Source organism: Streptomyces sp. NPDC006923 (assembly GCF_040635655.1).
Lineage (GTDB): Bacteria > Actinomycetota > Actinomycetes > Streptomycetales > Streptomycetaceae > Streptomyces.
This window is the reverse complement of sequence record NZ_JBEYIF010000009.1, coordinates 15,964-42,007: the sequence shown is the minus strand read 5'-3', so window position 1 is coordinate 42,007 and position 26,044 is coordinate 15,964. Positions and strand designations below refer to the sequence as shown.

25 protein-coding genes are annotated in these 26,044 nt (G+C 71.1%); 15 read left to right on the top strand and 10 right to left on the bottom strand.

Translation table 11 applies throughout. From position 1 onward, the window contains the following. Nucleotides 1–30: 30 nt before the first annotated feature. Nucleotides 31–699, top strand: a complete 669-nt coding sequence (locus ABZ707_RS19625) for a response regulator transcription factor (RefSeq protein ID WP_360176127.1) — start codon at nucleotides 31–33, stop codon at nucleotides 697–699. A gap of 40 nt (nucleotides 700–739) precedes the next feature. Here the strand turns inward: ABZ707_RS19625 and ABZ707_RS19620 are convergent, their stop codons facing one another. Further along, nucleotides 740–1,951: a beta-eliminating lyase-related protein gene (locus tag ABZ707_RS19620; RefSeq protein WP_360176124.1), complete on the bottom strand. Its 1,212-nt coding sequence runs from the start codon at nucleotides 1,949–1,951 to the stop codon at nucleotides 740–742. A gap of 132 nt (nucleotides 1,952–2,083) precedes the next feature. On the opposite strand from ABZ707_RS19620, the gene ABZ707_RS19615 reads away from it, so the two are divergent. The 10 genes from ABZ707_RS19615 (at nucleotide 2,084) to ABZ707_RS19570 (ending at nucleotide 10,529) form a co-directional block, all read left to right on the top strand. Then, nucleotides 2,084–3,034 carry a DUF2520 domain-containing protein gene (locus ABZ707_RS19615; protein WP_360176121.1) on the top strand — a complete coding sequence of 317 codons (951 nt, stop codon included), beginning with the start codon at nucleotides 2,084–2,086 and terminating at the stop codon, nucleotides 3,032–3,034. A gap of 160 nt (nucleotides 3,035–3,194) precedes the next feature. Next, nucleotides 3,195–4,220 carry a pantoate--beta-alanine ligase gene (panC, locus tag ABZ707_RS19610; RefSeq protein WP_360176118.1) on the top strand — a complete coding sequence of 342 codons (1,026 nt, stop codon included), beginning with the start codon at nucleotides 3,195–3,197 and terminating at the stop codon, nucleotides 4,218–4,220. Beyond that, nucleotides 4,217–6,022: an L-aspartate oxidase gene (locus ABZ707_RS19605; protein ID WP_360176115.1), complete on the top strand. Its 1,806-nt coding sequence runs from the start codon at nucleotides 4,217–4,219 to the stop codon at nucleotides 6,020–6,022. The genes panC and ABZ707_RS19605 overlap by 4 nt, the downstream gene beginning before the upstream one ends. Then, entirely contained in the window at nucleotides 6,019–7,050 is a 1,032-nt protein-coding gene (nadC, locus tag ABZ707_RS19600) for a carboxylating nicotinate-nucleotide diphosphorylase (RefSeq protein WP_360176112.1), read from the top strand. The genes ABZ707_RS19605 and nadC overlap by 4 nt, the downstream gene beginning before the upstream one ends. Further along, on the top strand, nucleotides 7,050–7,847 hold the full coding sequence (locus ABZ707_RS19595; protein WP_360176109.1) for a type III pantothenate kinase: 798 nt from the start codon (nucleotides 7,050–7,052) through the stop codon (nucleotides 7,845–7,847). The genes nadC and ABZ707_RS19595 overlap by 1 nt, the downstream gene beginning before the upstream one ends. Nucleotides 7,848–8,055: 208 nt before the next feature. Continuing rightward, nucleotides 8,056–8,667 carry a hypothetical protein gene (locus ABZ707_RS19590; RefSeq protein ID WP_360176777.1) on the top strand — a complete coding sequence of 204 codons (612 nt, stop codon included), beginning with the start codon at nucleotides 8,056–8,058 and terminating at the stop codon, nucleotides 8,665–8,667. 14 nt (nucleotides 8,668–8,681) lie between these two features. Beyond that, the gene (locus ABZ707_RS19585) at nucleotides 8,682–8,867 is read left to right on the top strand and encodes a hypothetical protein (RefSeq protein WP_360176106.1); all 186 of its coding nucleotides are present in this window, start codon (nucleotides 8,682–8,684) and stop codon (nucleotides 8,865–8,867) included. Nucleotides 8,868–8,997: 130 nt separating this feature from the next. Further along, nucleotides 8,998–9,501, top strand: coding sequence for a BlaI/MecI/CopY family transcriptional regulator (locus ABZ707_RS19580; protein ID WP_360176103.1), 504 nt, complete (start codon nucleotides 8,998–9,000; stop codon nucleotides 9,499–9,501). Between the two features lie 9 nt (nucleotides 9,502–9,510). After that, nucleotides 9,511–10,050: an amino-acid N-acetyltransferase gene (locus ABZ707_RS19575; protein ID WP_360176100.1), complete on the top strand. Its 540-nt coding sequence runs from the start codon at nucleotides 9,511–9,513 to the stop codon at nucleotides 10,048–10,050. Nucleotides 10,051–10,193: 143 nt separating this feature from the next. Then, nucleotides 10,194–10,529, top strand: coding sequence for an Lsr2 family protein (locus ABZ707_RS19570; RefSeq protein ID WP_319679702.1), 336 nt, complete (start codon nucleotides 10,194–10,196; stop codon nucleotides 10,527–10,529). Here ABZ707_RS19570 and ABZ707_RS19565 read toward each other — a convergent pair. Next, nucleotides 10,508–11,098 carry an SCO3374 family protein gene (locus ABZ707_RS19565; RefSeq protein ID WP_360176097.1) on the bottom strand — a complete coding sequence of 197 codons (591 nt, stop codon included), beginning with the start codon at nucleotides 11,096–11,098 and terminating at the stop codon, nucleotides 10,508–10,510. The genes ABZ707_RS19570 and ABZ707_RS19565 overlap by 22 nt on opposite strands. A gap of 433 nt (nucleotides 11,099–11,531) precedes the next feature. On the opposite strand from ABZ707_RS19565, the gene ABZ707_RS19560 reads away from it, so the two are divergent. Together ABZ707_RS19560 and ABZ707_RS19555 are read left to right on the top strand one after the other, a co-directional pair. Continuing rightward, nucleotides 11,532–14,054: an ATP-dependent Clp protease ATP-binding subunit gene (locus tag ABZ707_RS19560; protein WP_319679700.1), complete on the top strand. Its 2,523-nt coding sequence runs from the start codon at nucleotides 11,532–11,534 to the stop codon at nucleotides 14,052–14,054. Nucleotides 14,055–14,656: 602 nt separating this feature from the next. Next, complete coding sequence (locus tag ABZ707_RS19555; RefSeq protein WP_360176094.1) at nucleotides 14,657–15,391, top strand: M23 family metallopeptidase; 735 nt, start codon at nucleotides 14,657–14,659, stop codon at nucleotides 15,389–15,391. Here ABZ707_RS19555 and ABZ707_RS19550 read toward each other — a convergent pair. Further along, entirely contained in the window at nucleotides 15,381–15,959 is a 579-nt protein-coding gene (locus ABZ707_RS19550) for a helix-turn-helix domain-containing protein (protein WP_360176091.1), read from the bottom strand. The two genes, ABZ707_RS19555 and ABZ707_RS19550, sit on opposite strands and share 11 nt — an antisense overlap. Before the next feature lie 137 nt (nucleotides 15,960–16,096). Here ABZ707_RS19550 and ABZ707_RS19545 point away from each other — a divergent pair, with 137 nt between their 5' ends. Further along, complete coding sequence (locus ABZ707_RS19545; protein WP_360176774.1) at nucleotides 16,097–17,665, top strand: MDR family MFS transporter; 1,569 nt, start codon at nucleotides 16,097–16,099, stop codon at nucleotides 17,663–17,665. Nucleotides 17,666–17,760: 95 nt separating this feature from the next. Here the strand turns inward: ABZ707_RS19545 and cseC are convergent, their stop codons facing one another. The 5 genes from cseC to ABZ707_RS19520 form a co-directional block, all read right to left on the bottom strand. Beyond that, nucleotides 17,761–19,080, bottom strand: a complete 1,320-nt coding sequence (gene cseC, locus ABZ707_RS19540) for a two-component system sensor histidine kinase CseC (RefSeq protein ID WP_360176088.1) — start codon at nucleotides 19,078–19,080, stop codon at nucleotides 17,761–17,763. Beyond that, on the bottom strand, nucleotides 19,077–19,781 hold the full coding sequence (gene cseB / locus ABZ707_RS19535; RefSeq protein ID WP_360176085.1) for a two-component system response regulator CseB: 705 nt from the start codon (nucleotides 19,779–19,781) through the stop codon (nucleotides 19,077–19,079). The genes cseC and cseB overlap by 4 nt, the downstream gene beginning before the upstream one ends. 10 nt (nucleotides 19,782–19,791) lie before the next feature. Next, a complete protein-coding gene (locus ABZ707_RS19530) occupies nucleotides 19,792–20,457 on the bottom strand; it encodes a hypothetical protein (protein ID WP_360176082.1) in 666 nt (221 codons plus the stop codon). Further along, the gene (locus ABZ707_RS19525) at nucleotides 20,445–21,059 is read right to left on the bottom strand and encodes a SigE family RNA polymerase sigma factor (protein ID WP_360176079.1); all 615 of its coding nucleotides are present in this window, start codon (nucleotides 21,057–21,059) and stop codon (nucleotides 20,445–20,447) included. The genes ABZ707_RS19530 and ABZ707_RS19525 overlap by 13 nt, the downstream gene beginning before the upstream one ends. Nucleotides 21,060–21,227: 168 nt before the next feature. Next, nucleotides 21,228–22,151, bottom strand: a complete 924-nt coding sequence (locus tag ABZ707_RS19520) for an A/G-specific adenine glycosylase (protein ID WP_360176076.1) — start codon at nucleotides 22,149–22,151, stop codon at nucleotides 21,228–21,230. A 312-nt stretch (nucleotides 22,152–22,463) separates the two neighbouring features. Between ABZ707_RS19520 and ABZ707_RS19515 the strand changes: the two genes are divergently transcribed. Next, on the top strand, nucleotides 22,464–23,300 hold the full coding sequence (locus ABZ707_RS19515) for a hypothetical protein (protein WP_360176073.1): 837 nt from the start codon (nucleotides 22,464–22,466) through the stop codon (nucleotides 23,298–23,300). Nucleotides 23,301–23,429: 129 nt separating this feature from the next. On the opposite strand, the gene disA is transcribed toward ABZ707_RS19515, so the two are convergent. After that, nucleotides 23,430–24,554, bottom strand: coding sequence for a DNA integrity scanning diadenylate cyclase DisA (gene disA / locus ABZ707_RS19510; RefSeq protein ID WP_319679691.1), 1,125 nt, complete (start codon nucleotides 24,552–24,554; stop codon nucleotides 23,430–23,432). A 44-nt stretch (nucleotides 24,555–24,598) separates the two neighbouring features. After that, nucleotides 24,599–26,008, bottom strand: coding sequence for a DNA repair protein RadA (gene radA, locus ABZ707_RS19505; RefSeq protein WP_360176070.1), 1,410 nt, complete (start codon nucleotides 26,006–26,008; stop codon nucleotides 24,599–24,601). Nucleotides 26,009–26,044 lie beyond the last annotated feature (36 nt).

The window sequence follows — 26,044 nt, the reverse complement described above, 5'->3', positions numbered from 1 at the left end:
TACGGGACAACCCACAGGAAGGACCCGCAGATGCCGATCCGCGTGATGCTCGTCGACGACCAGGTGCTGCTGCGCACCGGTTTCCGTATGGTGCTGGCCGCGCAGCCGGACATGGAGGTCGTCGCGGAGGCCGGGGACGGCGCGGAGGCGATCGACGCCCTCCGCTCCACCGCCGTCGACGTCGTACTGATGGATGTGCGCATGCCCCGGCTCGACGGCGTCGAGGCGACCCGGCGGATCTGCGCCCAGCCCGACCCGCCCAAGGTGCTCATACTGACCACCTTCGATCTGGACGAGTACGCCTTCTCCGGACTCAAGGCCGGCGCCAGCGGGTTCATGCTCAAGGACGTGCCGCCGGGCGAACTGCTGAGCGCGATCCGTTCGGTGCACAGCGGGGACGCCGTGGTCGCGCCGTCGACCACCCGGCGGCTGCTGGACCGCTTCTCCGCCATGCTCCCGACCGGCGGCGAGCCGCAGCACAAGGAGGTGGACCGGCTGACCGGGCGCGAGCGCGAGGTGATGCTGCTGGTCGCCCAGGGGCTGTCGAACGGAGAGATCGCCGGGCGGCTGGTGCTCTCCGAGGCGACCGTGAAGACCCATGTCGGCCGGATCCTCACCAAGCTCGGTCTGCGCGACCGGGTGCAGGTCGTCGTTCTCGCCTACGAGACCGGCCTGGTACGGGCCGGCGGCGGGGGCTGACCCCTCCGCCGGCGCCGTGACCGCGGCACCGCGCGCCCGCTCACCCGCCGGACCGCTGCTCCTCCGCGACCCGGCTCAGGAAGTCCCCGACCGCGGCCCGGACGTCCTTGGCCGTCCACTCCAGGCCCGGCTCCGCCACCGTGACCTCGGTGACCGAGACGCCGGGCGGGCCGGAGCCCGAGGCGAACCAGCGGCGGAACAGCGTCACCTTTGTCTCCTCCGACTGCCGGACCGCCGCCTCGTTCAGCACCTCGGGCGGGTACGGCAGCCAGACCTGGAACTGATGCGTGTGCGGCGGCTCCGGATGGACGCGGAACCACGGCACCCCGGACGCCGCGAAGCCCTCGGCGAGCGCCGTCGCCACCACCCGGGCGTGCGCCACGTACGAGGGCAGCCGCGGGAGTTCGCGCTCCAGGCCCAGCAGGGCGGAGAGGGCCGCCGGGTACTGCTGGAAGAGCTGGCCCCCGTAGCGGTGGCGCCAGACCCGGGCCTCCTCGACCATTCCGGCCGGGCCGGCGAGCACGGCCCCGGACAGGCCGTCGAGAGACTTGTAGAAGGACACGTACACGCTGTCCGCGAGGCCCGCGATCTCCGCCAGCGGACGCCCGAAGTGCGGGACGCACTCCCAGAGGCGCGCGCCGTCGAAGTGCACCACCGCGTCCCGTTCGCGCGCCGCCTCCACGGTCGCGACCAGCTCGTCCCAGGTCGGCAGCACGAAGCCCGCGTCCCGGAGCGGCAGTTCCAGCATCAGGGTGCCGAAGGGATCGGCCAGATCGTGGATCTCGTCGGCGGACGGAAGGCGCGGCTCGCCGGTCGGATGCACCGTACGCAGTCCGCTGACGGACGAGAGCGCGCCGCCCTCGTGCACCTCGGGATGGGCGAGCGGATGCAGCGCCACGGTGGTGTTGCCCGTACGCCCCGCCCAGCACCTCAGCGCCACCTGCTGCGCCATCGTGCCCGTCGGGAAGAAGGCCGCGGCCGGGAAGCCGAGCAGCCCGGCGACCCGCCGCTCCAGCTCGGCGACGACCCCGTCCCCGTAGACATCGGTCCAGTCGGTCAGGTCGTAGACGGATTCCGCGTCCGCCGCGAGAGCGGCCAGCCGCTCGCCCAGCCGGTGGTCGGCGGAGGCCCGCCACAACTGCCGCCCGGACGCCCGCCACGCGGCCAGCCGGCGGCGCCGCTCGTCCCGCGCCCGTACCTTCGCCGCCGTCTCGCCGGACACCTCGGCGGCCTGCTCGCTCGTCTCTTCCATGCGCAGATCATCGCCCACCCGCCGTCCGCCGCCCAGGGCCCCCGGACAACCTCATGGGGGGCCGGACGCTGGCGTAGCATGGCGGGAAATCGTCCGGTACCCGCCGCGGACTGGAACGGAAGGCTCCGCCGAGTGAACCCAGCATCAGCACAGGAATCCTTCGATCCCCGGGACCGCCCGGCCCGGCTCACCGTGGGCGTCGTCGGGGCCGGCCGGGTGGGGCCCGCGCTGGCCGCGTCCCTCCGGCTCGCCGGGCACCGTCCGGTCGCCGTCTCCGGAGTCTCGGACGCCTCGGTGCGCAGGGCCGCCGCGCTGCTGCCCGACATCCCGCTGGTCACTCCCGCCGAGGTGCTGGCGCGCGCCGATCTGGTCCTGCTGACCGTCCCGGACGACGCCCTGCCCGGCCTGGTCGAGGGGCTCGCCGAGACCGGCGCCGTACGGCCCGGACAGCTTCTGGTGCACACCTCGGGGCGCTATGGCACCAAGGTCCTGGACCCGGCCCTGCGCGCCGGCGCCCTGCCGCTCGCCCTGCACCCCGCCATGACCTTCACGGGGAATTCGGTGGACGTCCAGCGGCTGGCCGGCTGCTCCTTCGGGGTCACCGCGCCCGAGGAACTGCGCCTCGCGGCGGAGGCGCTGGTCATCGAGATGGGCGGGGAGCCCGAGTGGATCGCGGAGGAATCCCGTCCGCTCTACCACGCGGCTCTGGCTCTGGGCGCGAACCACCTGGTCACGCTGGTGGCGCAGTCGATGGAGCTGCTGCGTACGGCCGGGGTCGCGGCCCCGGACAAGATGCTCGGCCCGCTGCTGGGCGCCGCCCTGGACAACGCCCTGCGCTCCGGCGACGCCGCCCTCACCGGGCCCGTCGCGCGCGGCGACGCCGGGACGGTCGCCGCACACGTCGCGGAGCTGCGCGAGCACGCGCCCGGCGCCGTCGCGGGATACCTCGCGATGGCCCGTACGACGGCGGACCGGGCGCTCGCGCACGGCCTGCTCAAGCCGGAGCTGGCGGCGGACCTGCTCGATGTCCTCGCGGACGGGGACCGCCCCGGAGACATCGGCGGCGCCGGGGGCGGCCGATGACCACGGCCGCGCGCGGGGCCGCCGGAGACGGCGCGCTGTGCGCGGACGGGGCGATCCTGGAAGACAGAGCCCCGCTCTCCGCGCACCGTCCCGCGCCCGCCGCGCGTCCCGCGCAGACAGAGACCGCGCGTCCCGCGCACACAGAGACAGAGACCATCCGATGACCTTCGAACTCGCCTCCCAGCGCGCGGACCTCGACCGCCTCCTGAAGGGGCGCGCCGGCCCCGGTCCCACCGCCGTGGTGATGACCATGGGCGCCCTCCACGACGGGCACGCGAGCCTGATACGGGCCGCCCGCGCCCATGCCGGGCCGGCGGGCTTCGTCGTGGTCACCGTCTTTGTCAATCCGCTCCAGTTCGGCGCGGGCGAGGACCTCGACCGCTATCCGCGCACGCTGGACGCCGATCTCCGGGTGGCGGAGAAGGCGGGCGCCGACGCCGTCTTCGCGCCGTCCGTGGACGAGGTCTATCCCTCCGGGGCCCCGCAGGTCCGGATCGCCGCGGGACCCATGGGAGAGCGGCTGGAAGGCGCCTCCCGCCCGGGGCACTTCGACGGCATGCTCACGGTCGTCGCCAAGCTGCTCCATCTCACCCGGCCCGACGTGGCCTTCTTCGGCCGCAAGGACGCCCAGCAGCTCGCGCTGATCCGCCGGATGGTCCGCGATCTGAACTTCCCCTGCGAGATCGTCGGCGTACCGACGGTCCGCGAGGACGACGGTCTCGCGCTCTCCAGCCGGAACAGGTATCTGTCCCGGCCGGAGCGCCGTACCGCGCTCGCCCTCTCCGCCGCGCTGTTCGCGGCCCGGGACCGCCTCGGTGCCCAGCACGCCCTGCGGGCCCGCGCCGAGTCGGAGCCCGTGACCGGCGCCCGCGCCGCCGCGCTGTCCGCCCTCGGCGAGACCCGCGCGGCGGCCGACACCCACGCGGTGGCCGCGGCATGCGACCCCGCGGCGGCGGCCAGGCCCCCCGGGGCCGACGCCGTACGGGCCGCGGCCGGGCTCGTCCTCGCCGAGGCAGCCCGGGCGGTGCCACCGCTGACGCTCGACTATCTGGCTCTGGTCGATCCCGCCGACTTCACCGAGGTCCCCGACGACCACGCCGGCGAGGCGATCCTCGCCGTCGCCGCGAAAGTCGGTGCCACCCGGCTGATCGACAACATCACCCTGACGTTCGGAGTCCCGAAATGACCGGAACCGGAATACGGCTGACCGCCCCCGCACCCGGCTGGGCCGTCGAAGCCGATGTCGTCGTGGTCGGTTCCGGTGTCGCCGGTCTGACCACGGCCCTGCGCTGCACCGCCGCCGGGCTCCGTACGGTCGTCGTCACCAAGGCCCGGCTCGACGACGGCTCCACCCGCTGGGCCCAGGGCGGTATCGCCGCGGCGCTCGGCGAGGGCGACACCCCGGAGCAGCATCTCGACGACACGCTGGTCGCGGGCGCGGGCCTGTGCGACGAGGACGCCGTCCGCACCCTGGTCACCGAGGGCCCGGGGGCCGTCCGCCGGCTGATCGGCACGGGCGCGCACTTCGACACCGCGGCGAGCGGCGAACTCCAGCTCGCCCGTGAGGGCGGCCACCACCGCCGCCGTATCGCGCACGCCGGGGGCGACGCGACCGGCGCCGAGATCTCCCGCGCCCTGGTCGAAGCGGTCCGGGACGCCGCGCTCAGCACGGTCGAGAACGCGCTGGTCCTGGATCTGCTGACGGACGAGCACGGCCGTACGTCCGGTGTCACCCTCCATGTGATGGGCGAGGGGCAGCACGACGGTGTCGGCGCCGTCCACGCTCCCGCGGTGGTCCTCGCCACCGGCGGCATGGGCCAGGTCTACTCCGCGACGACCAATCCGGCGGTCTCCACCGGTGACGGGGTGGCGCTGGCGATGCGGGCGGGCGCGGAGGTCTCGGACCTGGAGTTCGTGCAGTTCCATCCGACGGTGCTCTTCCTGGGCGCCGGGGCCGAGGGCCAGCAGCCCCTGGTCTCCGAGGCGGTACGCGGCGAGGGCGCCCATCTCGTCGACGCGGACGGCGTCCGTTTCATGCTCGACCAGCACGAACTGGCGGAGCTGGCGCCGCGCGACATCGTCGCCAAGGCGATCACCCGCAGAATGCTGGAGCAGGGCGCCGAGCACATGTATCTGGACGCCAGGCACTTCGGCGCGCGCATGTGGGAGGACCGCTTCCCCACGATCCTGGCCGCCTGCCGCGCGCACGGCATCGACCCGGTCACCGAGCCGATCCCGGTGGCCCCGGCCGCCCACTACGCGTCGGGCGGAGTCCGTACGGATCTGCGCGGCCGGACGACCGTGCCGGGGCTGTACGCGTGCGGGGAGGTCGCCTGCACCGGTGTGCACGGCGCGAACCGGCTGGCCTCCAACTCCCTGCTGGAGGGCCTTGTCTTCGCCGAGCGCATCGCGGCGGACATCGCCGCGGGTCCCGGGGCGGCGCCGCGCGGCGGCCCGGCCGGGCCAGCGCGGCGCCGCGGTCCCGCGGAGCCCGCGGACACCGGCACCGTCCGGCTGCCGCTCATATCGCCCGACGCGCGCGCCGGCATCCAGCGCATCATGTCCGAGGGGGCCGGGGTGCTCAGGTCGGCCCGCAGTCTGGAAGAGGCCGCCCGGGCGCTGGAAGCCGTGCACCGGAACGCCCTTCAGGCCGAGCCCGACGCGGTCGGGGCCACGGGGCGGGACGGCGGGGGCCCCGGCAAACCGGCCGTGCCCGGCGTCGACTCCTGGGAGACGTCGAACCTCCTCTGTGTCGCCCGTGCCCTGGTCGCGGCCGCGCTGGAGCGCGAGGAGACCCGGGGCTGCCACTGGCGAGAGGACCGGCCGGAGCGCGACGACGCCGAATGGCGCCGCCATCTCGTCGTCCGCCTGATGCCCGACCGCGCGCCGGCGCTCCGCCGTACCGCGACGGCCGCCTTCCCGCCCGTGGACCCCGTACTTGTGAACGTACCCGTAGCCGCCGACGCACCCAGGGAGCCCCAACCGTGAGCACGCCAGAAGAATCGCGCCCCGAGCCCGTGGACGTACCGCTGATCCAGATCGGCGCCCCGGCCGCGGCCGGTGGCGGCTGCGGCGACGGCTGCGGCTGTGGCGGCGGGGAGGAGTACGGCCCCGACGACCTGGAGTGCGGGCTCGACCCGTCCCTCGCGCGGCTGCTGGCCGACGCGGGCCTGGACCCGGTCCAGGTCGAGGACATCGCGCATGTGGCCGTCGAGGAGGACCTCGACGGCGGTGTGGACGTGACGACGATCGCGACCGTCCCCGAGGACGCCGTCGCCACCGGTGACTTCACGGCCCGTGAGGCGGGCACGGTCGCGGGCCTGCACATCGCCGAGGCCGTTCTGTCCGTCGTCTGCACCGACGAGTTCGAGGTCGAGCGGCATGTCGAGGACGGCGACCGGGTCGAGGCCGGCCAGAAGCTGCTGAGCGTCACCGCGCGCACCCGGGATCTGCTCACCGCCGAGCGCAGCGCGCTCAATCTGCTGTGCCGGCTGTCCGGTATCGCGACCGCCACGCGCGCCTGGGCCGATGTGCTCGAAGGCACCGGGGCCAAGGTCCGCGACACCCGGAAGACCACACCCGGGCTGCGCGCGCTGGAGAAGTACGCGGTGCGCTGCGGCGGCGGCGTCAACCACCGGATGTCGCTCTCCGACGCGGCGCTGGTCAAGGACAACCACGTGGTCGCCGCGGGCGGCGTCGCCGAGGCGTTCAAGGCCGTGCGGAACCACTTCCCGGATCTGGCGATCGAGGTGGAGGCGGACACCCTCCAGCAGGTGCGCGAGGTCCTGGAGGCGGGCGCGGACCTGATCCTGCTGGACAACTTCACCCCGGGCGAGACGGCGGAGGCGGTGGCCCTCGTCGGTGGCCGCGCGCTGCTGGAGTCCTCGGGACGGCTCGTCCTCGGCAACGCCCGGGAGTACGCCGAGACGGGTGTCGACTTCCTCGCGGTCGGGGCGCTCACCCACTCCTCCCGGATCCTGGACATCGGCCTGGACCTGCGAGAGGTCGCCGCCTGATGCTGCTCACCATCGATGTGGGCAACACCCACACGGTCCTCGGGCTGTTCGACGGCGAGGACATCGTCGAGCACTGGCGCATCTCCACGGACGCCCGCCGCACCGCCGACGAACTCGCCGTGCTCCTCCAGGGCTTGATGGGGACGCACCCGCTGCTCGGCGAGGAACTGGGCGACGGCATCGAGGGCATCGCGATCTGCTCGACGGTCCCCTCCGTCCTGCACGAGCTGCGCGAGGTGACCCGCCGCTACTACGGCGACGTCCCCGCCGTCCTCGTGGAGCCGGGCATCAAGACGGGCGTGCCGATCCTGGTGGACAACCCGAAGGAGGTCGGCGCCGACCGCATCATCAACGCGGTGGCGGCGGTCGAGCTGTACGGCGGCCCGGCGATCGTCGTCGACTTCGGCACGGCGACGACCTTCGACGCGGTCAGCGCGCGGGGCGAGTACGCGGGCGGTGTCATCGCCCCGGGTATCGAGATCTCGGTCGAGGCCCTCGGGGTCAAGGGCGCCCAGCTCCGCAAGATCGAACTGGCCCGGCCGCGCAGCGTGATCGGCAAGAACACCGTCGAGGCGATGCAGTCCGGCATCCTCTACGGCTTCGCGGGCCAGGTCGACGGCGTGGTGACGCGGATGGCACGCGAACTGGCCGAGGACCCGGAAGAGGTGACGGTGATCGCGACCGGCGGACTCGCGCCCATGGTCCTCGGCGAGGCGTCCGTGATCGACGAACACGAGCCCTGGCTGACGCTGATCGGCCTGCGCCTGGTCTACGAGCGGAACGTCTCGCGCATGTGACGTCTCGCGGGCTGTGACGGCCCCGGGAGCGGCCGGACCGCGCCCGGAGGGACCGGCAGGCTCCCGCCGGGACCGGCCCGGGGCCGCCCCACCGGGGCGGTCCCCCGTTCGGCGCCCGGGCCGCGCCCGAAGGGAGACGTTAAGCGGATTTTGTCCCTTTGGCGCGTAGTGTCGCCGCATGCCCACGCCATACGGATCCCGCGGCGGCATGGCGTTCGGTGCTGACGAGCTGTGTGTGCTCCGACGCGCCCTCGCCGTCGCCCTTCATCCCGCCCCGCTCTCCGACGAGGACGTCCGGGCCTGCCTGCGGCTCGCCGAGTCCGTGGATGAAGCGGTACGCGAGGCCGGGCGGCTGCGGGCGTTTCTGCTGGCCGATCTCCGCCGGTACCGCGAGGCCCTTCCCGGCTCCGTCGCCGGCTATCTGGAGCTGCTCCACAGCGCCCTGGACGCCGACTACCTGCCGGGGCCCGACGATCTCGCGGCGCTGCGCGCCCTGCGGGGCAATCCGGCCGCGGCGGCCCTGCTCGACCGCTGCCGGGGGCTCGCGGAGCGGTCCGTACGCGCGCGCCTCACCGTACGCGCCCCGGCCAGGCTGCTCGCGCTGCCCGGCGGGCGCGCCGCCGACGACCCGCCGAGGCGCCGGGAGCCCCGCAAGCCGGAAGAGCCGCAGGAACCGCAGCGGCCACAGGAGCCTCAGGAGCCGGGGAGGCCCGGCCGGCGGCCGCGCCCGGGGCCCGACCGTCCGATGCCCAAGCCGTCCGAGGTCTTCCCGCCGCGCCGCCGTCCCACGCCCCCGCCGGAGCGGCTCGCCGCCGGATAGCTACTCTGAACGGCATGGACTACGTATCCGCGCTTGTGCCCCCCGTGGTGATGGCCGCGTTCTTCATCGGACTGGTCAGGACGATCATCAAGAGCCAGGGCGGCCCGAACAAGGCCAAGGAGGACGCCGCCGTCGACGCGGCGATCGCCCGCGCTGAGGCCCAGCAGCAGAGCGGCACCCCGGACGCGCACACCGTCTGAGCTGACGCGCGGAAGACCGGCGGACGGCCGTCTTCCGCGTATGACCTGGACGTACGACTGAAATCAGTCGTACGTCCTTTTGTTACGTAATTAAGCGGCCATTACGGACATCTCGCACTATGGTGGCGATGTGCCCCGCCAATTGGGAGACCTGGAAGACGCCGTGATGACGCGCGTCTGGCAATGGAACCGTCCGGTCACCGTCCGGGAAGTCCTCGAAGACCTTCAACGGGAACGGTCCATCGCCTACACGACCGTCATGACGGTAATGGACAATCTCCATCAGAAGGGCTGGGTGCGCAGGGAAGTCGAGGGCCGCGCCTATCGATATACGGCGGTCTCCACCCGCGCCGCCTACGCGGCGGCACTGATGAACGAAGCCTGGTCGAAGAGCGACAACCCGGCCGCCGCACTTGTCGCCTTCTTCGGCATGATGTCGCCCGAGCAGCGCCAGTCTCTCGAGGGTGCTGTCCGGCTGGTTCACGCGGACAGTCCGGAAGGTGACCACAAGGAAGACGAGACCGCGGAAGCAGGCCGGCCGGAAGGCGGCCCGCCGGAAGACAACCGCGCGCCGGACAACCGCGTGGAAGAGCCGGCCGAGGGCGACGGGGGCCGGGAGGAGGCGGGGCGATAGCGTCCTGTCATGCCCTCAGTGCTTCCGCTTCCCAATGCCTCAGCAAATGCCATCACAGTCCGCCGGGCCAGGACCAGGGATGTACCGGCTCTCCGCCGTCTCGTGGACCCTTACGTGAGCGAAGGCATCCTGCTCGACAAAGCCCCGGTGACGCTTTACGAGGACATCCAGGAGTTCTGGGTCGCGGAACGCGACGAGGACGCGGCCGTCATCGGCTGCGGCGCCTTGCACGTCATGTGGGAAGACCTCGCCGAAGTGCGCACACTCGCCGTGGATCCCGCGGTCAGGGGCGTGGGCGCGGGGCATCAACTCCTGGACAAGCTGCTGGAGACGGCCCGCTGGCTCGGAGTGCGGCGCGTATTCTGCCTCACCTTCGAAGTCGAGTTCTTCGCCAAGCGCGGCTTCGTGGAGATCGGTGAGACGCCGGTTGACGGAGATGTCTACCGGGAGCTGCTCCGTTCCTATGACGAGGGTGTTGCGGAGTTCCTTGGTCTCGAACGGGTGAAGCCGAACACCTTGGGCAACAGCCGGATGCTTCTGCACCTGTGATCGCCGGAAGCCACCGAGCCCTATGTCCGAATCGCGCACGTTTCCCGTGTTCTTGAGAGACTGAACCTCTCCCGGGGGTTTGTGTTTTCCTGAGAAAAGCGGTTTCCTTTCCGCGTACTGCATTTTCGATGAAAGGAAATCCGGTGGCACAGAAGGTTCAGGTCCTTCTTGTCGATGACCTCGACGGCGGCGAGGCGGACGAGACCGTGACGTTCGCTCTTGACGGCAAGACCTACGAGATCGACCTCACTACCGCCAATGCGGACAAGCTCCGGGGTCTGCTCGATCCGTACGCGAAGAGTGGCCGGCGTACCGGTGGCCGCGCGGCGGGCGGACGCGGCAAGGGCCGTGTCGCCGCGGGCGGGAACAAGGACACCGCGGAAATCCGCAAGTGGGCCAAGGAGAACGGCTACAGCGTCAACGACCGCGGCCGTGTTCCCGCCGAGATCCGCGAAGCCTACGAGAAGGCCAACGGCTGAGCATTCGAACGCGGCGTATTTCCGCGCAGCAACCGGACCCGGTGGCACTCAGTCGCCGCCGCGTCCACGAGCCGTACGAGATCGGGGGTATCCCCACCACTGCCCCCGGTGCCGGTTCCGCGCCCGAACGGGGTGAGCGCGGGCAGTGTCGGCTCCACCTCGCGTCCAGGCTTGGGGGGTCGCAGCCATACGGCGGCCCCCTGCGCGCTGGTGCGGGGCAGGCCCGGCGGCGCGGGCGCCGTCATCCGCCCGTCCACGCCCGCGGCGGTCAGACCGAGCGCGATCCCGCCCCATTCGAGCCAGTCGAGCAGCCCCGGCAGCTCGTCCGCGCTCCCGGCGGCCACCAGCAGCCGCATCCGCCGCCCGCAGCGCGCCACGGGCCCCGTCGGGCCGATCCGCCGCAGCACGGCCACGCCCGCCTCGGCGGGCAGCTCCAGCACGTCGAAGCGGAGCCCGGTCACGAGCTGGACCGGCGGTCCGGGCACCGTCGCCCAGCCGAGTTCGTTCTCGTACCACTGCGCGCAGCCGTCGTCGAGCGGGGCGCGGGGAGGCGGGACAGTGAAGACCATGCCCGGAGAAACTCCCCGGGAGGGCGCGGAGTTACGCTGTGTCGGCCCTCCGTTGCGCGGAGTGCCGGTCCAGGGGGCGCCAGGGCGCTTCCGGGAGCGCGGCGATGTTCGCCCGTAGCTGAGTGAACCGGGGTGCGCCGCATGGAGTGTCACTGCTTACGGGTAAGACATTCCTAGTGGGGAGGGGCGACACGCGGTTTCGGGCGTCTCACGTTCGCCATCGGCGTACTGATGGTGAGGGTATCTGCCTGGCCTGCGGGAACATCGTCTCGCACCATCGGGTTGGAGCTGTTGTCCGGCGTTCGGGGCATGGAGGCCTGGGACAGGTGTCGGCAGTTGGAATGAGCGGTCCCCGCTTGCGGGACTAAGCTGCGGAAGGACAGGGAGGGGACCGACCCCTTTACTGCCTGACCGCTCTGAGGAGCGATTAACGATGTTCGAGAGGTTCACCGACCGCGCGCGGCGGGTTGTCGTCCTGGCTCAGGAAGAAGCCCGGATGCTCAACCACAACTACATCGGCACCGAGCACATCCTCCTGGGCCTTATCCACGAGGGTGAGGGTGTCGCCGCTAAGGCCCTGGAGAGCCTCGGGATTTCGCTCGAGGCGGTCCGCCAGCAGGTGGAGGAGATCATCGGGCAGGGGCAGCAGGCTCCTTCCGGTCACATCCCCTTCACCCCCCGTGCCAAGAAGGTCCTGGAGCTGTCGCTCCGCGAGGCTCTTCAGCTTGGCCACAACTACATCGGCACGGAGCACATCCTGCTCGGCCTGATCCGCGAGGGTGAGGGTGTCGCCGCCCAGGTCCTCGTGAAGCTGGGCGCCGATCTCAACCGGGTGCGGCAGCAGGTCATCCAGCTGCTCTCCGGCTACCAGGGCAAGGAGGCCGCCACCGCCGGCGGTCCTGCCGAGGGCACGCCCTCCACGTCCCTGGTCCTCGACCAGTTCGGCCGGAATCTCACCCAGGCCGCTCGTGAGTCCAAGCTCGACCCGGTCATCGGGCGCGAGAAGGAGATCGAGCGGGTCATGCAGGTGCTGTCCCGCCGTACGAAGAACAACCCGGTCCTCATCGGCGAGCCCGGCGTCGGCAAGACTGCGGTCGTCGAGGGACTGGCCCAGGCCATCGTCAAGGGCGAGGTGCCCGAAACCCTCAAGGACAAGCACCTCTACACCCTCGACCTCGGCGCGCTCGTCGCAGGTTCCCGCTACCGCGGTGACTTCGAGGAGCGGCTGAAGAAGGTCCTGAAGGAGATCCGCACTCGCGGCGACATCATCCTGTTCATCGACGAGCTCCACACCCTGGTGGGTGCGGGCGCCGCCGAGGGCGCGATCGACGCCGCCAGCATCCTCAAGCCGATGCTGGCCCGCGGCGAGCTGCAGACCATCGGTGCGACGACCCTCGACGAGTACCGCAAGCACCTGGAGAAGGACGCGGCCCTTGAGCGCCGCTTCCAGCCCATCCAGGTCGCGGAGCCGTCGCTGCCGCACACGATCGAGATCCTGAAGGGTCTGCGCGACCGTTACGAGGCGCACCACCGGGTGTCCATCACGGACTCCGCGCTGGTCGCCGCCGCGACGCTCGCCGACCGCTACATCTCGGACCGCTTCCTGCCGGACAAGGCGATCGACCTGATCGACGAGGCCGGCTCCCGGATGCGGATCCGCCGGATGACCGCGCCGCCGGACCTCCGTGAGTTCGACGAGAAGATCGCGGGCGTCCGCCGCGACAAGGAGTCGGCCATCGACTCCCAGGACTTCGAGAAGGCAGCTTCTCTCCGTGACAAGGAGAAGCAGCTTCTGGCCGCGAAGACCAAGCGGGAGAAGGAGTGGAAGGCCGGCGACATGGACGTCGTCGCCGAGGTGGACGAGGAGCTGATCGCCGAGGTCCTGGCGACGGCCACGGGCATCCCGGTCTTCAAGCTCACCGAGGAGGAGTCCTCGCGGCTGCTCCGCATGGAGGACGAGCTCCACAAGCGCGTCATCGGCCAGAAGGACGCCATCAAGGCGCTCTCGCAGGCGATCCGCCGTACGCGAGCGGGTCTGAAGGACCCCAAGCGTCCCGGTGGTTCGTTCATCTTCGCCGGCCCGTCCGGTGTCGGTAAGACGGAGCTCTCCAAGACGCTCGCCGAGTTCCTCTTCGGCGACGAGGACGCGCTGATCGCTCTCGACATGTCGGAGTTCAGCGAGAAGCACACGGTTTCCCGTCTCTTCGGTTCTCCCCCCGGATACGTGGGTTACGAAGAGGGCGGTCAGCTCACCGAGAAGGTGCGCAGGAAGCCGTTCTCCGTCGTCCTCTTCGACGAGGTCGAGAAGGCCCACCCCGATATCTTCAATTCCCTTCTCCAGATCCTGGAAGACGGTCGGCTGACCGACTCCCAGGGCCGGGTCGTGGACTTCAAGAACACGGTCATCATCATGACGACCAACCTCGGGACCCGGGACATCTCGAAGGGGTTCAACCTGGGCTTCGCCGCCCAGGGCGACGCCAAGAGCAGCTACGAGCGGATGAAGAACAAGGTCAACGAAGAGCTGAAGCAGCACTTCCGCCCCGAGTTCCTCAACCGTGTCGACGACACGGTGGTCTTCCACCAGCTCACCGAGGAAGACATCATCCAGATCGTCGACCTCATGGTCGCCAAGGTGGACGAGCGTCTGAAGGACCGGGACATGGGCCTCGAGCTCAGCCCGGCCGCCAAGTCGCTCCTCGCCAAGAAGGGCTACGACCCCGTGCTGGGCGCCCGGCCGCTGCGCCGGACGATTCAGCGCGAGATCGAGGACATGCTCTCGGAGAAGATCCTCTTCGGTGAGCTGCGTCCCGGTCACATCGTGGTCGTGGACACCGAGGGCGAGGGTGAGGCGAAGAAGTTCACCTTCCGCGGCGAGGAGAAGTCGGCTCTGCCGGACGCGCCTCCCATCGAGCAGGCGGCCGGCGGCGGCCCGAACCTGACGAAGGACGTGTGACGGGCTCCGCAGGCCCGCGCCACGCGGGCTGACTGACCGAGGGGCTGCCCCGGACCGTTTCATACGGTCCGGGGCAGCCCCTTTTTTCGTTTTTCCGGTTTTCCGTCTGCGCCGCCGCGGGCCGTCCGCGGCTGTCCGCGGCGGCTTCCGGCCCGCCCGCGGCGGCGGAAGGCCCCCGGCGGCCCCCGGTCCGGCCGGGACGTTGGTCCTGAATCGGAAGGCATTCCGGCCCGGTGGTCGTGACAAGGCGCACACGCCCATAGCGCCCTACTAGCCTGAATAGTGAGAAACCGGGGCATTCCCCGGCATGCCCGGCCGGGCCGTGGCGCGCTCCCGGCCCGTTCGGTGCTCCGGATGTCTCTGCCGCAGGTCAGATCTCTTGCTCCCCGGTACTCCACATGGGGTTAAACCTGTACGAATCGGTCTATTTTCCACGCGCTGCGCCGGGGTGTGGTGGATGGTCTGGGGGTGGATTGTCGCGAAGATCCCTACGACGGATTGTCGTAGATAGGTGTTTTGGCAGGAGATGGGGTTCGGGTTACCAAGGTGTGGCAAGCCCGGCGTCCCTGCGCCGGGTCCATTCACATCCGGAGGTTTCCCGTATGTCGCTGCGCAACCTGTCCCGTCTGCCCCGCCCGGCCGTCCTGCGTACCCGGGCCGGCGTCGTAGCCGCCGGACTCGGAGTGTCCATGGCGTGCGGCGGTGGGGCCGCGTTGGCCGCGACCAGCGGCGGAGCGCCCGCCGCCCCGGTCAGCACCTCGACCGGCGCCTCTGCCGCCGCGGCCGTCCAGAAGCAGGCCGCCGCGCAGGCGGGGGCCGCGGCGAAGGCCCATGAAGCCCACCTGAAGAAGGTCAAGGCGAAACAGGCCAAGGTCAAGGCCGCGAAGGCCAAGGCCAGGGCGAACGCCAGGAAGGCCGCCTCCTGGACCGACCCGGTCGACCACTACCGGCTCAGCGCGGGCTTCGGCATAGACGGCAGCCGGTGGGCGCACAAGCACTCCGGCCAGGACTTCGCGGTGCCGATCGGCACCGCCGTCCACGCCGCCCACAGCGGCACCGTGGTCAAGGCTGGCCCGAACGGCGCCGGTGACGGCCCCGCGTACGGCAACGCGATCGTGATCAAGCACAAGAACGGGACGTACTCGCAGTACGCCCACCTGTCGAAGGTCAAGGTGTACGTAGGGGAGCACGTCACGACGGACCAGCGGATCGCGCTGTCCGGCAATACCGGAAACTCGACCGGCCCGCATCTGCACTTCGAGATCCGCAGCACCCCGAACTACGGCTCGGCGATCAACCCCGTGCCGTTCCTGCACCACATGGGCGTCAAGGTGTGACCCGGTGAGCCTGGCTCATCAGATCGATGGAGACCTCAAGGATGGCTTGACGCTTCTCCTCGGGGTCTCCCTCGACGTCCTTCAGGGCGAACACCCCGGCGTGCATGGTGAAGAGCGCGCTGGCGCAGCGGACCCGGTTCTTCATGGACGCGTCCGGTTCCTGGATCAGTTCGAGCATGTCGAGCATGCGGCCCTTGAAGGTCTCGCCGATGCTCAGATCGCGGACCGTCGCCTGGTTCTCCTGCATGAAGCGGAACAGCGGGGTCGCACTCGCCAGCGCGTCGCTGTAGCGGCGCAGGATCTCCTGCTTGGCCTCCAGGGTGTGCGGCCGGCTTCTGCCCCAGACGATCAGCTCGTCGATCGGGCGGGTCAGATCCTGGAAGAGGCTGATCAGGATGTCTTCCTTGGTCTTGAAGTGGTAGTAGAGCGCCGCCTTGGTGACATCCAGCCGCTCGGCGATCTCCCGCAGCGACGTCTTCTCGTATCCCTGCTCGGCGAAGAGCTCCAGGGCGACGTCCTGGATGCGCTGGCGGGTGTTGCCCCGCCGCGGGTGCTGTGTGCTGCCCATGTGCTCTCCCGAGGAATAACTTACTTGACGCCCGGCAAGTAAAGGTCTACTTTCCCCAGTGTAGTCAACTTGCCGGGCGGCAAGTAAGTGCCAGGGGAGTGCAGGGGAGTGGGAAGATGAGTTCGACCGCGCAGCCAATGGGAAAGACGGGCAAGCCCGAGAAGGCAGAGCCGCAGGCGCGCAGCGTACGCGTGGTGCTGCTGGCGCTGATGATCGCGATGCTGCTGGCCATGCTGGACAACATGATCGTCGGTACGGCGATGCCGACGATCGTCGGTGAGCTGGGCGGCCTGGAGCATCTGTCCTGGGTGGTCACCGCGTACACCCTGGCGACCGCCGCCTCGACCCCGATCTGGGGCAAGCTCGGCGACATCTACGGGCGCAAGGGCGTCTTCCTCGCGTCGATCGTGATCTTCCTGATCGGATCGGCGCTCAGCGGCATGGCCCAGGACATGGGCCAGCTCATCGGCTTCCGGGCCGTCCAGGGGCTGGGCGCCGGCGGTCTGATGGTCGGCGTCATGGCGATCATCGGTGATCTCATTCCGCCCCGCGAGCGCGGCAAGTACCAGGGCATGATGGCCGGCGTGATGGCGCTCGCCATGATCGGCGGCCCGCTGGTCGGCGGCACCATCACCGACCACCTGGGCTGGCGCTGGAGCTTCTACATCAACCTGCCGCTGGGCGCGGTGGCCCTCGCCATGATCACCATCGTCCTGCACCTGCCCGCCAAGGACCGGTCGCAGGTCAAGGTCGACTATCTCGGTGCCGCGCTGCTGACCGTCGGCATCACCTCGATCGTGCTGGTCACCACCTGGGGCGGTACGGAGTACGCCTGGAGCTCCGCGCGGATCATGGAGCTGATCGCGATCGGCGTCGTCGCGCTGGTGGGCTTCATATACGTGCAGACCAAGGCGGCCGAGCCGATCATGCCGCTGCACATCTTCAAGAACCGCAACTTCACGCTGATGTCGGTGATCGGCTTTCTGACCGGCTTCGTGATGTTCGGCGCGGTGCTGTTCCTCCCCCTGTACCAGCAGTCCGTGCAGGGTGCCTCGGCCACCAACTCCGGTCTGCTGCTGCTGCCGATGCTGCTGTCGATGATGGTCGTCTCGCTGATCGCGGGCCGCGTCACCACCAACAGCGGCAAGTACAAGATCTTCCCGATCATCGGCGGCGGGCTGATGGTCGTCGGCCTCTTCCTGCTCGCCCAGATGGACACCGGCACCTCGCGGCTGACCTCCGGGATCTATATGGCGGTCCTGGGCGCCGGCATGGGCTTCCTGATGCAGATCACCATGCTCGTCGCGCAGAACAGCGTCGAGATGAGGGACATGGGCGTCGCGTCCTCCTCGACCACTCTCTTCCGTACGCTCGGCAGCTCGTTCGGTGTCGCCATCATGGGCGCGCTGTTCACCAGCCGGGTGCAGGACGAGATGAGCGCGCTGGGTCGCGGCGGGGCCGCGACCCAGCAGTCCGCGCAGCTCGACGCCGCGAGCCTGGCCAAGCTGCCGGACGTGGTGCGCGAGGCGTACCAGCACGCGGTCTCGTCCGGTACGCACGCGGCCTTCACGCTGGGCGCGGCGGTCGCGGTGATCGGCTTTGTCGCGGCCTTCTTCGTCAAGGAGGTCCCGCTGCGGGGCGCCGGCCCCCAGAAGGCCGCCGACGCGGCCCTGGTGGCCGACAGCAAGATTCCGCAGTCCGCCTGACGATCGCCCGCCTCCCCACGGCCCCCGGCGCGCCCATCCGCGCCGGGGGCTGTCGCCGCGGGCGGTGACGCGGAAGCGGATCCCGGGAGGCAGGGCTATGTCTGGCGCGGCAGCTTGAGGATCGGGAAGCTGCCGGTCGTCGTCGGGGCGTGTTCCGGGAGCCAGAGGACCGCGATCGCGCCGCCGGTGCCCTCCCGTCCCGCCACCCCCTCCGGCGCCGCGTTACGGAAGGTCAGCCGCGCCCCGAGGACCCGCGCCTGGCCGGCCGCGATGGTCAGACCCAGACCGTGGCCGTGTCCCGCCCGGTCGCTCGCGCCCGTACGGAACCGGCTCGGGCCCTCGCGCAGCAGCGCCTCGGGGAAGCCGGGGCCGTGGTCGCGCACCCGGACCACCCGGCCCTCGACCGTGATCTCGACCGGGGTCCCGCCGTGCTTGGCGGCGTTGGCCAGCAGATTGCCCAGGATGCGTTCCAGCCGGCGCGGATCGGTGCTGACCCAGGACTCGTCCACCACCCGGACCCTGATCTCCGGGTCCAGCAGGGCGACCCGCCGCTCGACGAAATCGCCCAGCACGATCTCCTGGAGCTCGGCACGCTCGGACGCGCTGTCCAGCCGGGCCACCTCCAGGACGTCCTCGACCAGGGTCCGCATGGCCTGCGCCCGGTCCCGTACCAGCTCGGTGGGGCGTCCGGGCGGCAGCAGCTCGGCCGCCGTGAGCAGTCCGGTCACCGGGGTCCGCAGCTCATGGGCGATGTCCGCGGTGACCCGGCGCTCCGCCTCGATCCGCTCGTTCAGCGCGTCGGTGAGCGCGTCCACGGCGCGGGCCAGCTCGTCCGTCTCGTCGCGTACGACGCCGCCGACGGCGTCCCCGACCCGTACCTCCGTATTGCCGTGCGCCACCCGGCCCGCCGCCGCGGCGGCCCGGCGCAGCCGCCGGGAGAGCTGCCCGCCGATCAGCACGCCCAGGGCGCAGCCGCCGAAGACCACCGCGACCGAGCCGATGATCAGCGCGCGGTCCAGATCCTTCATGATCGTGGTGCTGTGGTCGGTGCTCCGGTCGTGCAGCGAGAGGACCGTGCCGTTGCCCAGCGGGACCGCCGCCCAGACGTCCGGCACACCGTCGGCGTTCTCCTGCACATAGGTCGCGCGCCGGCCGAGCCGCATCCTCTCCTGGAGATCGCGCGGCAGCGCGGCGTCATTGATCTTCGTGCCGAACTTCGGCTCCTTGGTGGAGTCGTAGACCCGCTGGGCGAACAGCAGCCGCTCAAGCTGCACCTCGCGCGCGTTGTCGAGCATCGAGACCCGGGCCGCGTTGTGCACCACCAGGCTCAGTGCCACCGCGACCAGCGCCCCGACCGCCGCGATCGCGATGCTGATCTTCCATCTGACGCCGGTGCGCAGCGCGAGCCGCCTCATGCCTTGAGCTTGTAACCGAAGCCGCGGACCGTGTCGATCCGGTCCTGGCCGATCTTGGTGCGCAACCGCTGCACATGGACGTCGACCACCCGGGTGTCGCCGCCCCAGCCGTAGTCCCAGACCCGCTCCAGCAGCGTGTCGCGGGAGAGCACGGTGCCGGGCGCGGACGAGAACTCCAGCAGCAGCCGCATCTCCGTCGGGGTCAGCGCCACCGGGTCGCCGCCCCTGCGCACCTCCATGCCCTCCGTGTCGATCTCCACATCGCCGAAGGACAGCACACCGCGGCTGTCGGCCCGTTCCTGTCCGCCCGGCTCTCCCGCCGGCCGTCCCGCGTGTCCGAAGCGGCGCAGTACGGCCCGGATCCGGGCGACCAGCACGGCCCCGTCGAAGGGCTTGGTCACATAGTCGTCCGCGCCCGCCTCCAGGCCGAGCACCACATCGATCGAGTCGGCGCGCGCCGACAGCATGATCACGGGCACGGTCGACTCGTCGCGGATACGCCGGCAGAGGCTGACGCCGTCGAGGCCCGGCACCATCACATCGAGCAGGGCGATGTCCGGCTGGTCCGAGCGGAACGCGGCGAGGCCGGAGAGCCCGTCCGGCATGGCGGTGACCATGAAACCGTCGCGCTCCAGCGCGAGCTGAGTGGCCTCGCGGATGACATCGTCGTCCTCGACGAACAGGACATGGGTCTCGGCCATCCCGCGACTCTCACTTCTCGCTCGGCGCGGTCGGCACGGGCGCGGTTCCGTCCCCGTTGCCCACCGCTCTGCTGTACGTGTTGCGCACCCGGTACCGCTCGGTGAACTTGCCGCCGCCCCAGCTGTAGGTCACCACGTCCTCGCCCGACGGGTACGACACCGGATCACCCTTCGCGTACACCTGCTGGGTGACGACCAGCTCGCCGCGGTCGATCGTGGCGTACACCGCGGGCTCCTCGGTCGCGAAGACGCTCTGGTACACCTTGTTCTTCTCCCGGTACACATACGTCCCGACGCCGATGGCATCACCGCAGGTCATCACATTGATCACCACATCGGGCCCGGAGCCGCCGGTGAGATTCCCGTACGAGGTGTCCACCGGATAGGTGTCCTCGTCGCACGGCCGGAGACCCTCCTTGATCCTGGCGCTGACCGCCGGGTCCTGCCGGAGCAGCCGTACCGGGTCGACGGTCCTGGCGGGCGGCGCGGCCGACGCCGCGGTGGGCAGGGTCCGCTCCACCGGCGCCGTCGGCGCGGCGCCCTCGTCCCTGGCCCCCGTCCCGCCCGTCGAGCACGCGGCCGCGAGCAGCCCGAGAGCGGCGAGCCCGGCCACCGCGGAACCGCGCGCCGCACGGGATCCGCCCCCCGACCGGTGGGGGACTGTCAGGCCGCGCACCTCTCCCGCCCCCGCTCCTCGCGACCGTCACGGCCGCCGTGCTGGTCATGGCCGCCCCGACCGTCACCCCTGCCCTGACGACCATCAGGCTGCTCCGACGCGCGGGCGTCCCGTGCCCGGCTCTCCAGCTCCTGACGGAGCCGGGCCAGCGCGCGGTGCAGCGTGCTCTTGACCGTACCCGCCGACATTCCGAGCGCCGCGGCCGTCTCTTCCGTACTCATCTGCTCCCAGTGTCGCAGCACCACCACACTGCGCTGCTTGGGAGCCAGCACCCCCAGGACGTCCATCAGCAGGGCGCGGTCGGCGCGCTGCTCGGTGCCGTCCTCGACCCGGGCGTCGGGCAGCTGCTCGGTGGGGATCTCGTCGAGCTTGCGCGCGCGCCACCACTCCGTACGCGTGTTGATCATGACGCGGCGCAGATAGGCGTCGGCGAGGGACTTGTCGGCGATGCCGTCCCAGCGGCCGTACGTCCGGGCCAGGGCGGTCTGCAACAGGTCCTGCGCGTCCACTGGGTCGGGCACGAGGCGCCGGGCGCTCCGCAGCAGAGCCTCCTGCCGGGTACGTACGTACTCCTCGAATCCGAGCACCTCGCCCTGCGCCATGCCAACCGCCTCCGACCCCGTGACCAACCTGCCATTCGCTTACGGCAGTGAAATTACGGAGCGCTTGTCACGGAGTTGTGCGGGACAGCCGTCGGGGGACGCACGGCTGTCCATCGGTTGTGTAACGGCGGTGGTGCGACGGCCGGGCGAGGCCGGAAGGCCGCCGGATCAGCCCGGCAGCCGGTAGACCCCGTTTTCCAGCGGTTCGACCAGTCCGTCGGCGACCAGTCCGTCGAGCGCCCTGGCCCGCTGCACCGGCTCGTCCCACACCGCGTCCAGCGCCCGCTGCGGCACCGGCGCGACCGCCTCGCGCAGGACGGCGAGCAGCCTGCCCCGCACCTGGCGGTCGGTACCGGCGTAGGTCTGACCGCGCCGCTGCGGACCGTCGTGCACCGGTTTTCCGGCCAGCCGCCAGGCGCACCGGGTGGCGATCGGACAGCGCGCGCAGCTCTCGTTCTTCGCGGTGCAGATCAGGGCGCCCAGCTCCATGGAGGAGGCCGCCCAGCGCGCCGCGGTCCGCTCGTCCTCGGGCAGCAGCGCCCGGGCCAGCTTGCGCTCGGCGGCCGTGGTCGCGTTCGGCGGATACTGGATGCCGGTGACGGCGCGCGCGAACACCCGGCGCACATTCGTGTCGAGCACGGCATGGCGCTGTCCATAGGCGAACGACGCCACGGCCGCGGCCGTGTACTCACCGATCCCGGGCAGCGCGAGCAACTGGGCGTGCTCGCGCGGTACGTCTCCGCCGTACCGCTCCGTTATCGCCTGCGCGGCCCCGTGCAGCCGCAGGGCACGGCGCGGATAGCCCAGCCGGCCCCAGGCGCGGACCGCCTCGCCCGGGGTCTCGGCGGCCAGGTCGGCGGGGCGGGGCCAGCGGGCGAGCCACTGCTCGTACACCGGGAGCACGCGGTTCACCGGGGTCTGCTGGAGCATGAACTCGCTGACCATCACACCCCAGGCACCGGCCTCGGGCCGGCGCCAGGGCAGATCGCGGGCGTTCGACTCGAACCACGCGATGACAGGGGTGTGGAGGGCGGCCGGATCGCCGGCGGCCGTGGACGTCGTGGTTGCTGAATTCGCGGAGATAGCAGTCATGGCATCACCGATCCTGGCACGTTCAGGCGTGCGGACCGTGCAGCGTGCGGGGGTACGCCGGAGGTTGTCGCGCGGTGGGGCGAGGCGGGAGGCCCGAGGACCCCTCCGGCGGCCCCGTTCGGGCCGGGGAACCACGGCGAGGAGCATCTCGCAAGTCGAGCCGGGATGATGATCGCTAAAACTTGCGAAGATGGGCGGCATGTGGGTCGGGAGTTGGCGCCGATCTCTCGTAGAGTTTGCGACGTGGGATCTTTGCGCAATCCGGTCGGGCCGCTTCCCTCTCCCATCTACTGGCGACGGAGAGCTGTAGCGGTGACGCTGCTCGCGCTGCTCGCGCTGGCGGTCGTATGGGTCGTCAGTTTCGGCGGGGGTGGCGGTAAAAAGGGCGGCGACACCTCCGACGGCGCCAATCCCGCGACCTCGATCACTCCCGGGCCTTCCGGGTCGGGGCCCGCCATCAGCGAACAGCCCGGCGGGCGTGACGAGTCGGGCGGGTCCGGTGAGTCGGGCGAGTCCGGCGAGGAGAACGCCGGTACGGGCGACGACGGCGGCAAGAACGGCGACCCCGCCGGCACCGGTGGCGCGGGCGGCGCGGCTTCCGGCGGCGCGGACGGCGCCGGTCAGGGAGGTACGGACGGCGCGTCAGTCGGTGGCAGCGGTGGCAGCGGTGGCGGCGCGGTCGACGGCGGTACGGCGAGCGGCGGCGGCAGCACCACCTCGGGCCGTCAGGTGCCGGTCGGCTCCGGCCTTCCCAACTGCGTCCCCGGCTTCCTCACCCTCCGCCTGGACACCACGAAGGTCGCCTACGATCCGGGCGAGAAGCCCGCGTTCCGGGTGATCGCCACGAACACCTCCAGCACCGCCTGCAAGGCGGACTTCGGCCCCAGGGCCGTGGTGCTGACGGTCACCGACGCCGACGACGACCAGGTCTGGTCCTCCAAGGACTGCCCGAAGACCGACACGCTGCTGCTGGAGGTACCGGCGGGCGGCACGATCACCCGCACCGTCCAGTGGGACCGCGAGCAGAGCACACCGCAGTGCCCCAAGGCGCCGCGGGCGGTCGGCCCCGGGACCTATCTGGTGGAGGCCAAGGCGTCGGGCGCCACGGTCCGGCAGGGCCAGAAGTCCATCCGCCTGGAAGAGGACTGAGCGACGGACGAGATGCCCCGGCCGTGCGGCCGGGGCATCCGTGTGTCTCGTCCGTGTGTCTTGTCTGTGTGCTTGTCCGGGCGGCCTCTTCGGTACCGGCCGTCCCGGGGAGCGCCTCGCGGGGACGCCTCAGACGTACCGCTCCAGGATCGACGACTCCGCCAGCCGCGACAGGCCCTCGCGCACACTGCGGGCCCGCGCCTCGCCGACACCGTCCACCGTCTGCAGATCGTCCACGCTCGCCGCCAGCAGCTTCTGCAGTCCGCCGAAGTGCTCGACCAGCCGCTCGATGATGGCGCCCGGCAGCCGCGGCACCTTGGCCAGCAGCCGGTAACCGCGCGGCGAGACAGCGGAGTCGAGCGTCTCGGGGGAACCGCTGTATCCCAGCGCCCTCGCGACGACGGGCAGTTCCAGCAGCTCGCTGTGGCTCAGGGAATCCAGGTCGCCGAGCGCCTCGTCGACCGTACGGGACCGCTTCGCGGTCGGCTCGGGGACATAGTCGCGGGCGACCAGGTCCCGCTCCGGCTCCACGCCCGCGATCAGCTCGTCGAGCTGGAGCGAGAGAAGCCGTCCGTCGGTCCCCAGCTCGACCACGTACTCGGCGATCTCCGTGGCGATCCGGCGCACCATTTCGAGCCGCTGCGCCACCGCCGTCACATCCCGGACCGTCACCAGGTCCTCGATCTCCAGCGCGGAGAGCGTGCCGGCCACCTCGTCGAGGCGGAGCTTGTAGCGCTCCAGGGTCGCCAGCGCCTGGTTCGCCCGGGACAGGATGGCCGCCGACTCCTCCAGGACCCGGCGCTCGCCGTTCACGTACAGCGCGATCAGCCGCATCGACTGCGACACGGAGACGACGGGGAAGCCGCACTGCTTGGACACCCGGTCCGCGGTGCGGTGGCGGGTGCCGGTCTCCTCGGTGGGGATGGAGGACTCCGGGACGAGCTGGACGCCGGCCCGCAGGATCTTGGTGATGTCCTTGTCGAGGATGAGCGCGCCGTCCAGCTTGCACAGCTCGCGCAGCCGGGTCGCGGTGAACTCCACGTCCAGCACGAAGCCGCCCGTGCACATCGCTTCGACGGTCTTGTCCATGCCGAGGACGATCAGACCGCCGGTGTTGCCGCGCAGGATCCGCTCCAGCCCGTCGCGCAGGGCCATCCCCGGCGCGACAGCGCTCAGGGAGGCGCGCATCAGCGCTTCGTTGCCGGAGCCCGCGCCGGACTTTCCGGGCGCTGATGCCCGGTCGTTGGCTGCCACTGCACTCCTCCGGCTCGTACGGATGGGCGAGACCAGGGCAAAGTCTACCGGCGAGCGCTGTCGTCCCGTGGGGCGTCCGCGCGACCCCGGCGCGGGAGCACCCTGAGGGCCTCACCCATATCGGCGACTTCCGTGACCTTCATACCGGCGGGAATCCTGCCCGGATCGCTCGGGACGAGCGCCTGGGTGAAGCCGAGCCGATGGGCCTCGGCGAGCCGGCGCTGGACCCCCGTCACCCGTCTGACCTCGCCCGCGAGGCCGACCTCGCCGATCGCGACCAGATTCTTCGGCAGCGGGGTGTCGCTGGCCGCCGAGGCCAGTGCGAGGGCGATCGCCAGATCGGCGGCGGGCTCGGAGAGCTTCACCCCGCCGACCGTCGCGCTGTAGATGTCGCGCTTGCCGAGCGCGCTGATCCGGCCGCGCTGCTCCAGCACGGCGAGCATCATCGAGACCCGGGAGGTCTCCAGGCCGGAGGTGGTGCGCCGGGGTGAGGGGATCTGTGAGTCGACGGTCAGCGCCTGTACCTCGGCGACGAGCGGCCGGCGGCCCTCCAGGGTGACGGTGAGGCAGGTGCCCGGCACGGGCTCGTCACGCCGGGTGAGGAACAGACCGGACGGGTCGGTGAGCCCGGTGATCCCCTCGTCGTGCAGCTCGAAGCAGCCGACCTCGTCGGTCGCGCCGTAGCGGTTCTTGATGCCGCGGACGAGCCGCAGCCGGGCGTGCCGGTCCCCCTCGAAGGACAGCACGACATCCACGAGGTGTTCGAGCAGCCGGGGGCCCGCGATGGCCCCGTCCTTGGTGACATGGCCCACCAGCAGGGTGGACATCCCGCGCTCCTTGGAGGCCCGGATGAGCGCGCCCGCGACCTCGCGGACCTGGGCCATGCCGCCCGGCGCTCCGTCGATCTCGGGCGAGGCCACGGTCTGTACGGAGTCCAGGACGAGCAGCGACGGCTTGACCGCGTCGAGATGGCCGAGGACGGCGGACAGGTCCGTCTCCGCCGCCAGATAGAGATGGTCGTTGATGGCTTTGATCCGGTCGGCGCGCAGCCGCACCTGGCTCGCGGACTCCTCGCCCGTCACATAGAGCGTGCGGTGCTCGTCGCTGGCCGCCTTCGCCGCGACATCGAGGAGCAGGGTGGACTTGCCGACGCCCGGCTCGCCCGCGAGCAGCACGACGGCACCGGGCACGAGCCCGCCGCCGAGCACGCGGTCCAGTTCGTCGACACCGGTGGAGCGCGCGGTGGCGGTACGGACGTCGACCTGGCCGATCGGCAGCGCGGCGGTGGAGACCCGGCCGGCCGAGGTGGTCCGCACGGCCGGGGCGCCGTACTCCTCGACCGTGCCCCAGGCCTGGCATTCGGGGCAGCGGCCAAGCCATTTGGCGGTCGTCCAGCCGCATTCGGTGCAGCGGTAGGACGGCCTGTCCTTGGCGGATTTCGTACGGGCAGCCATGTCGTCACCGTATAGGGGCCCACCGACAGCGCCGAC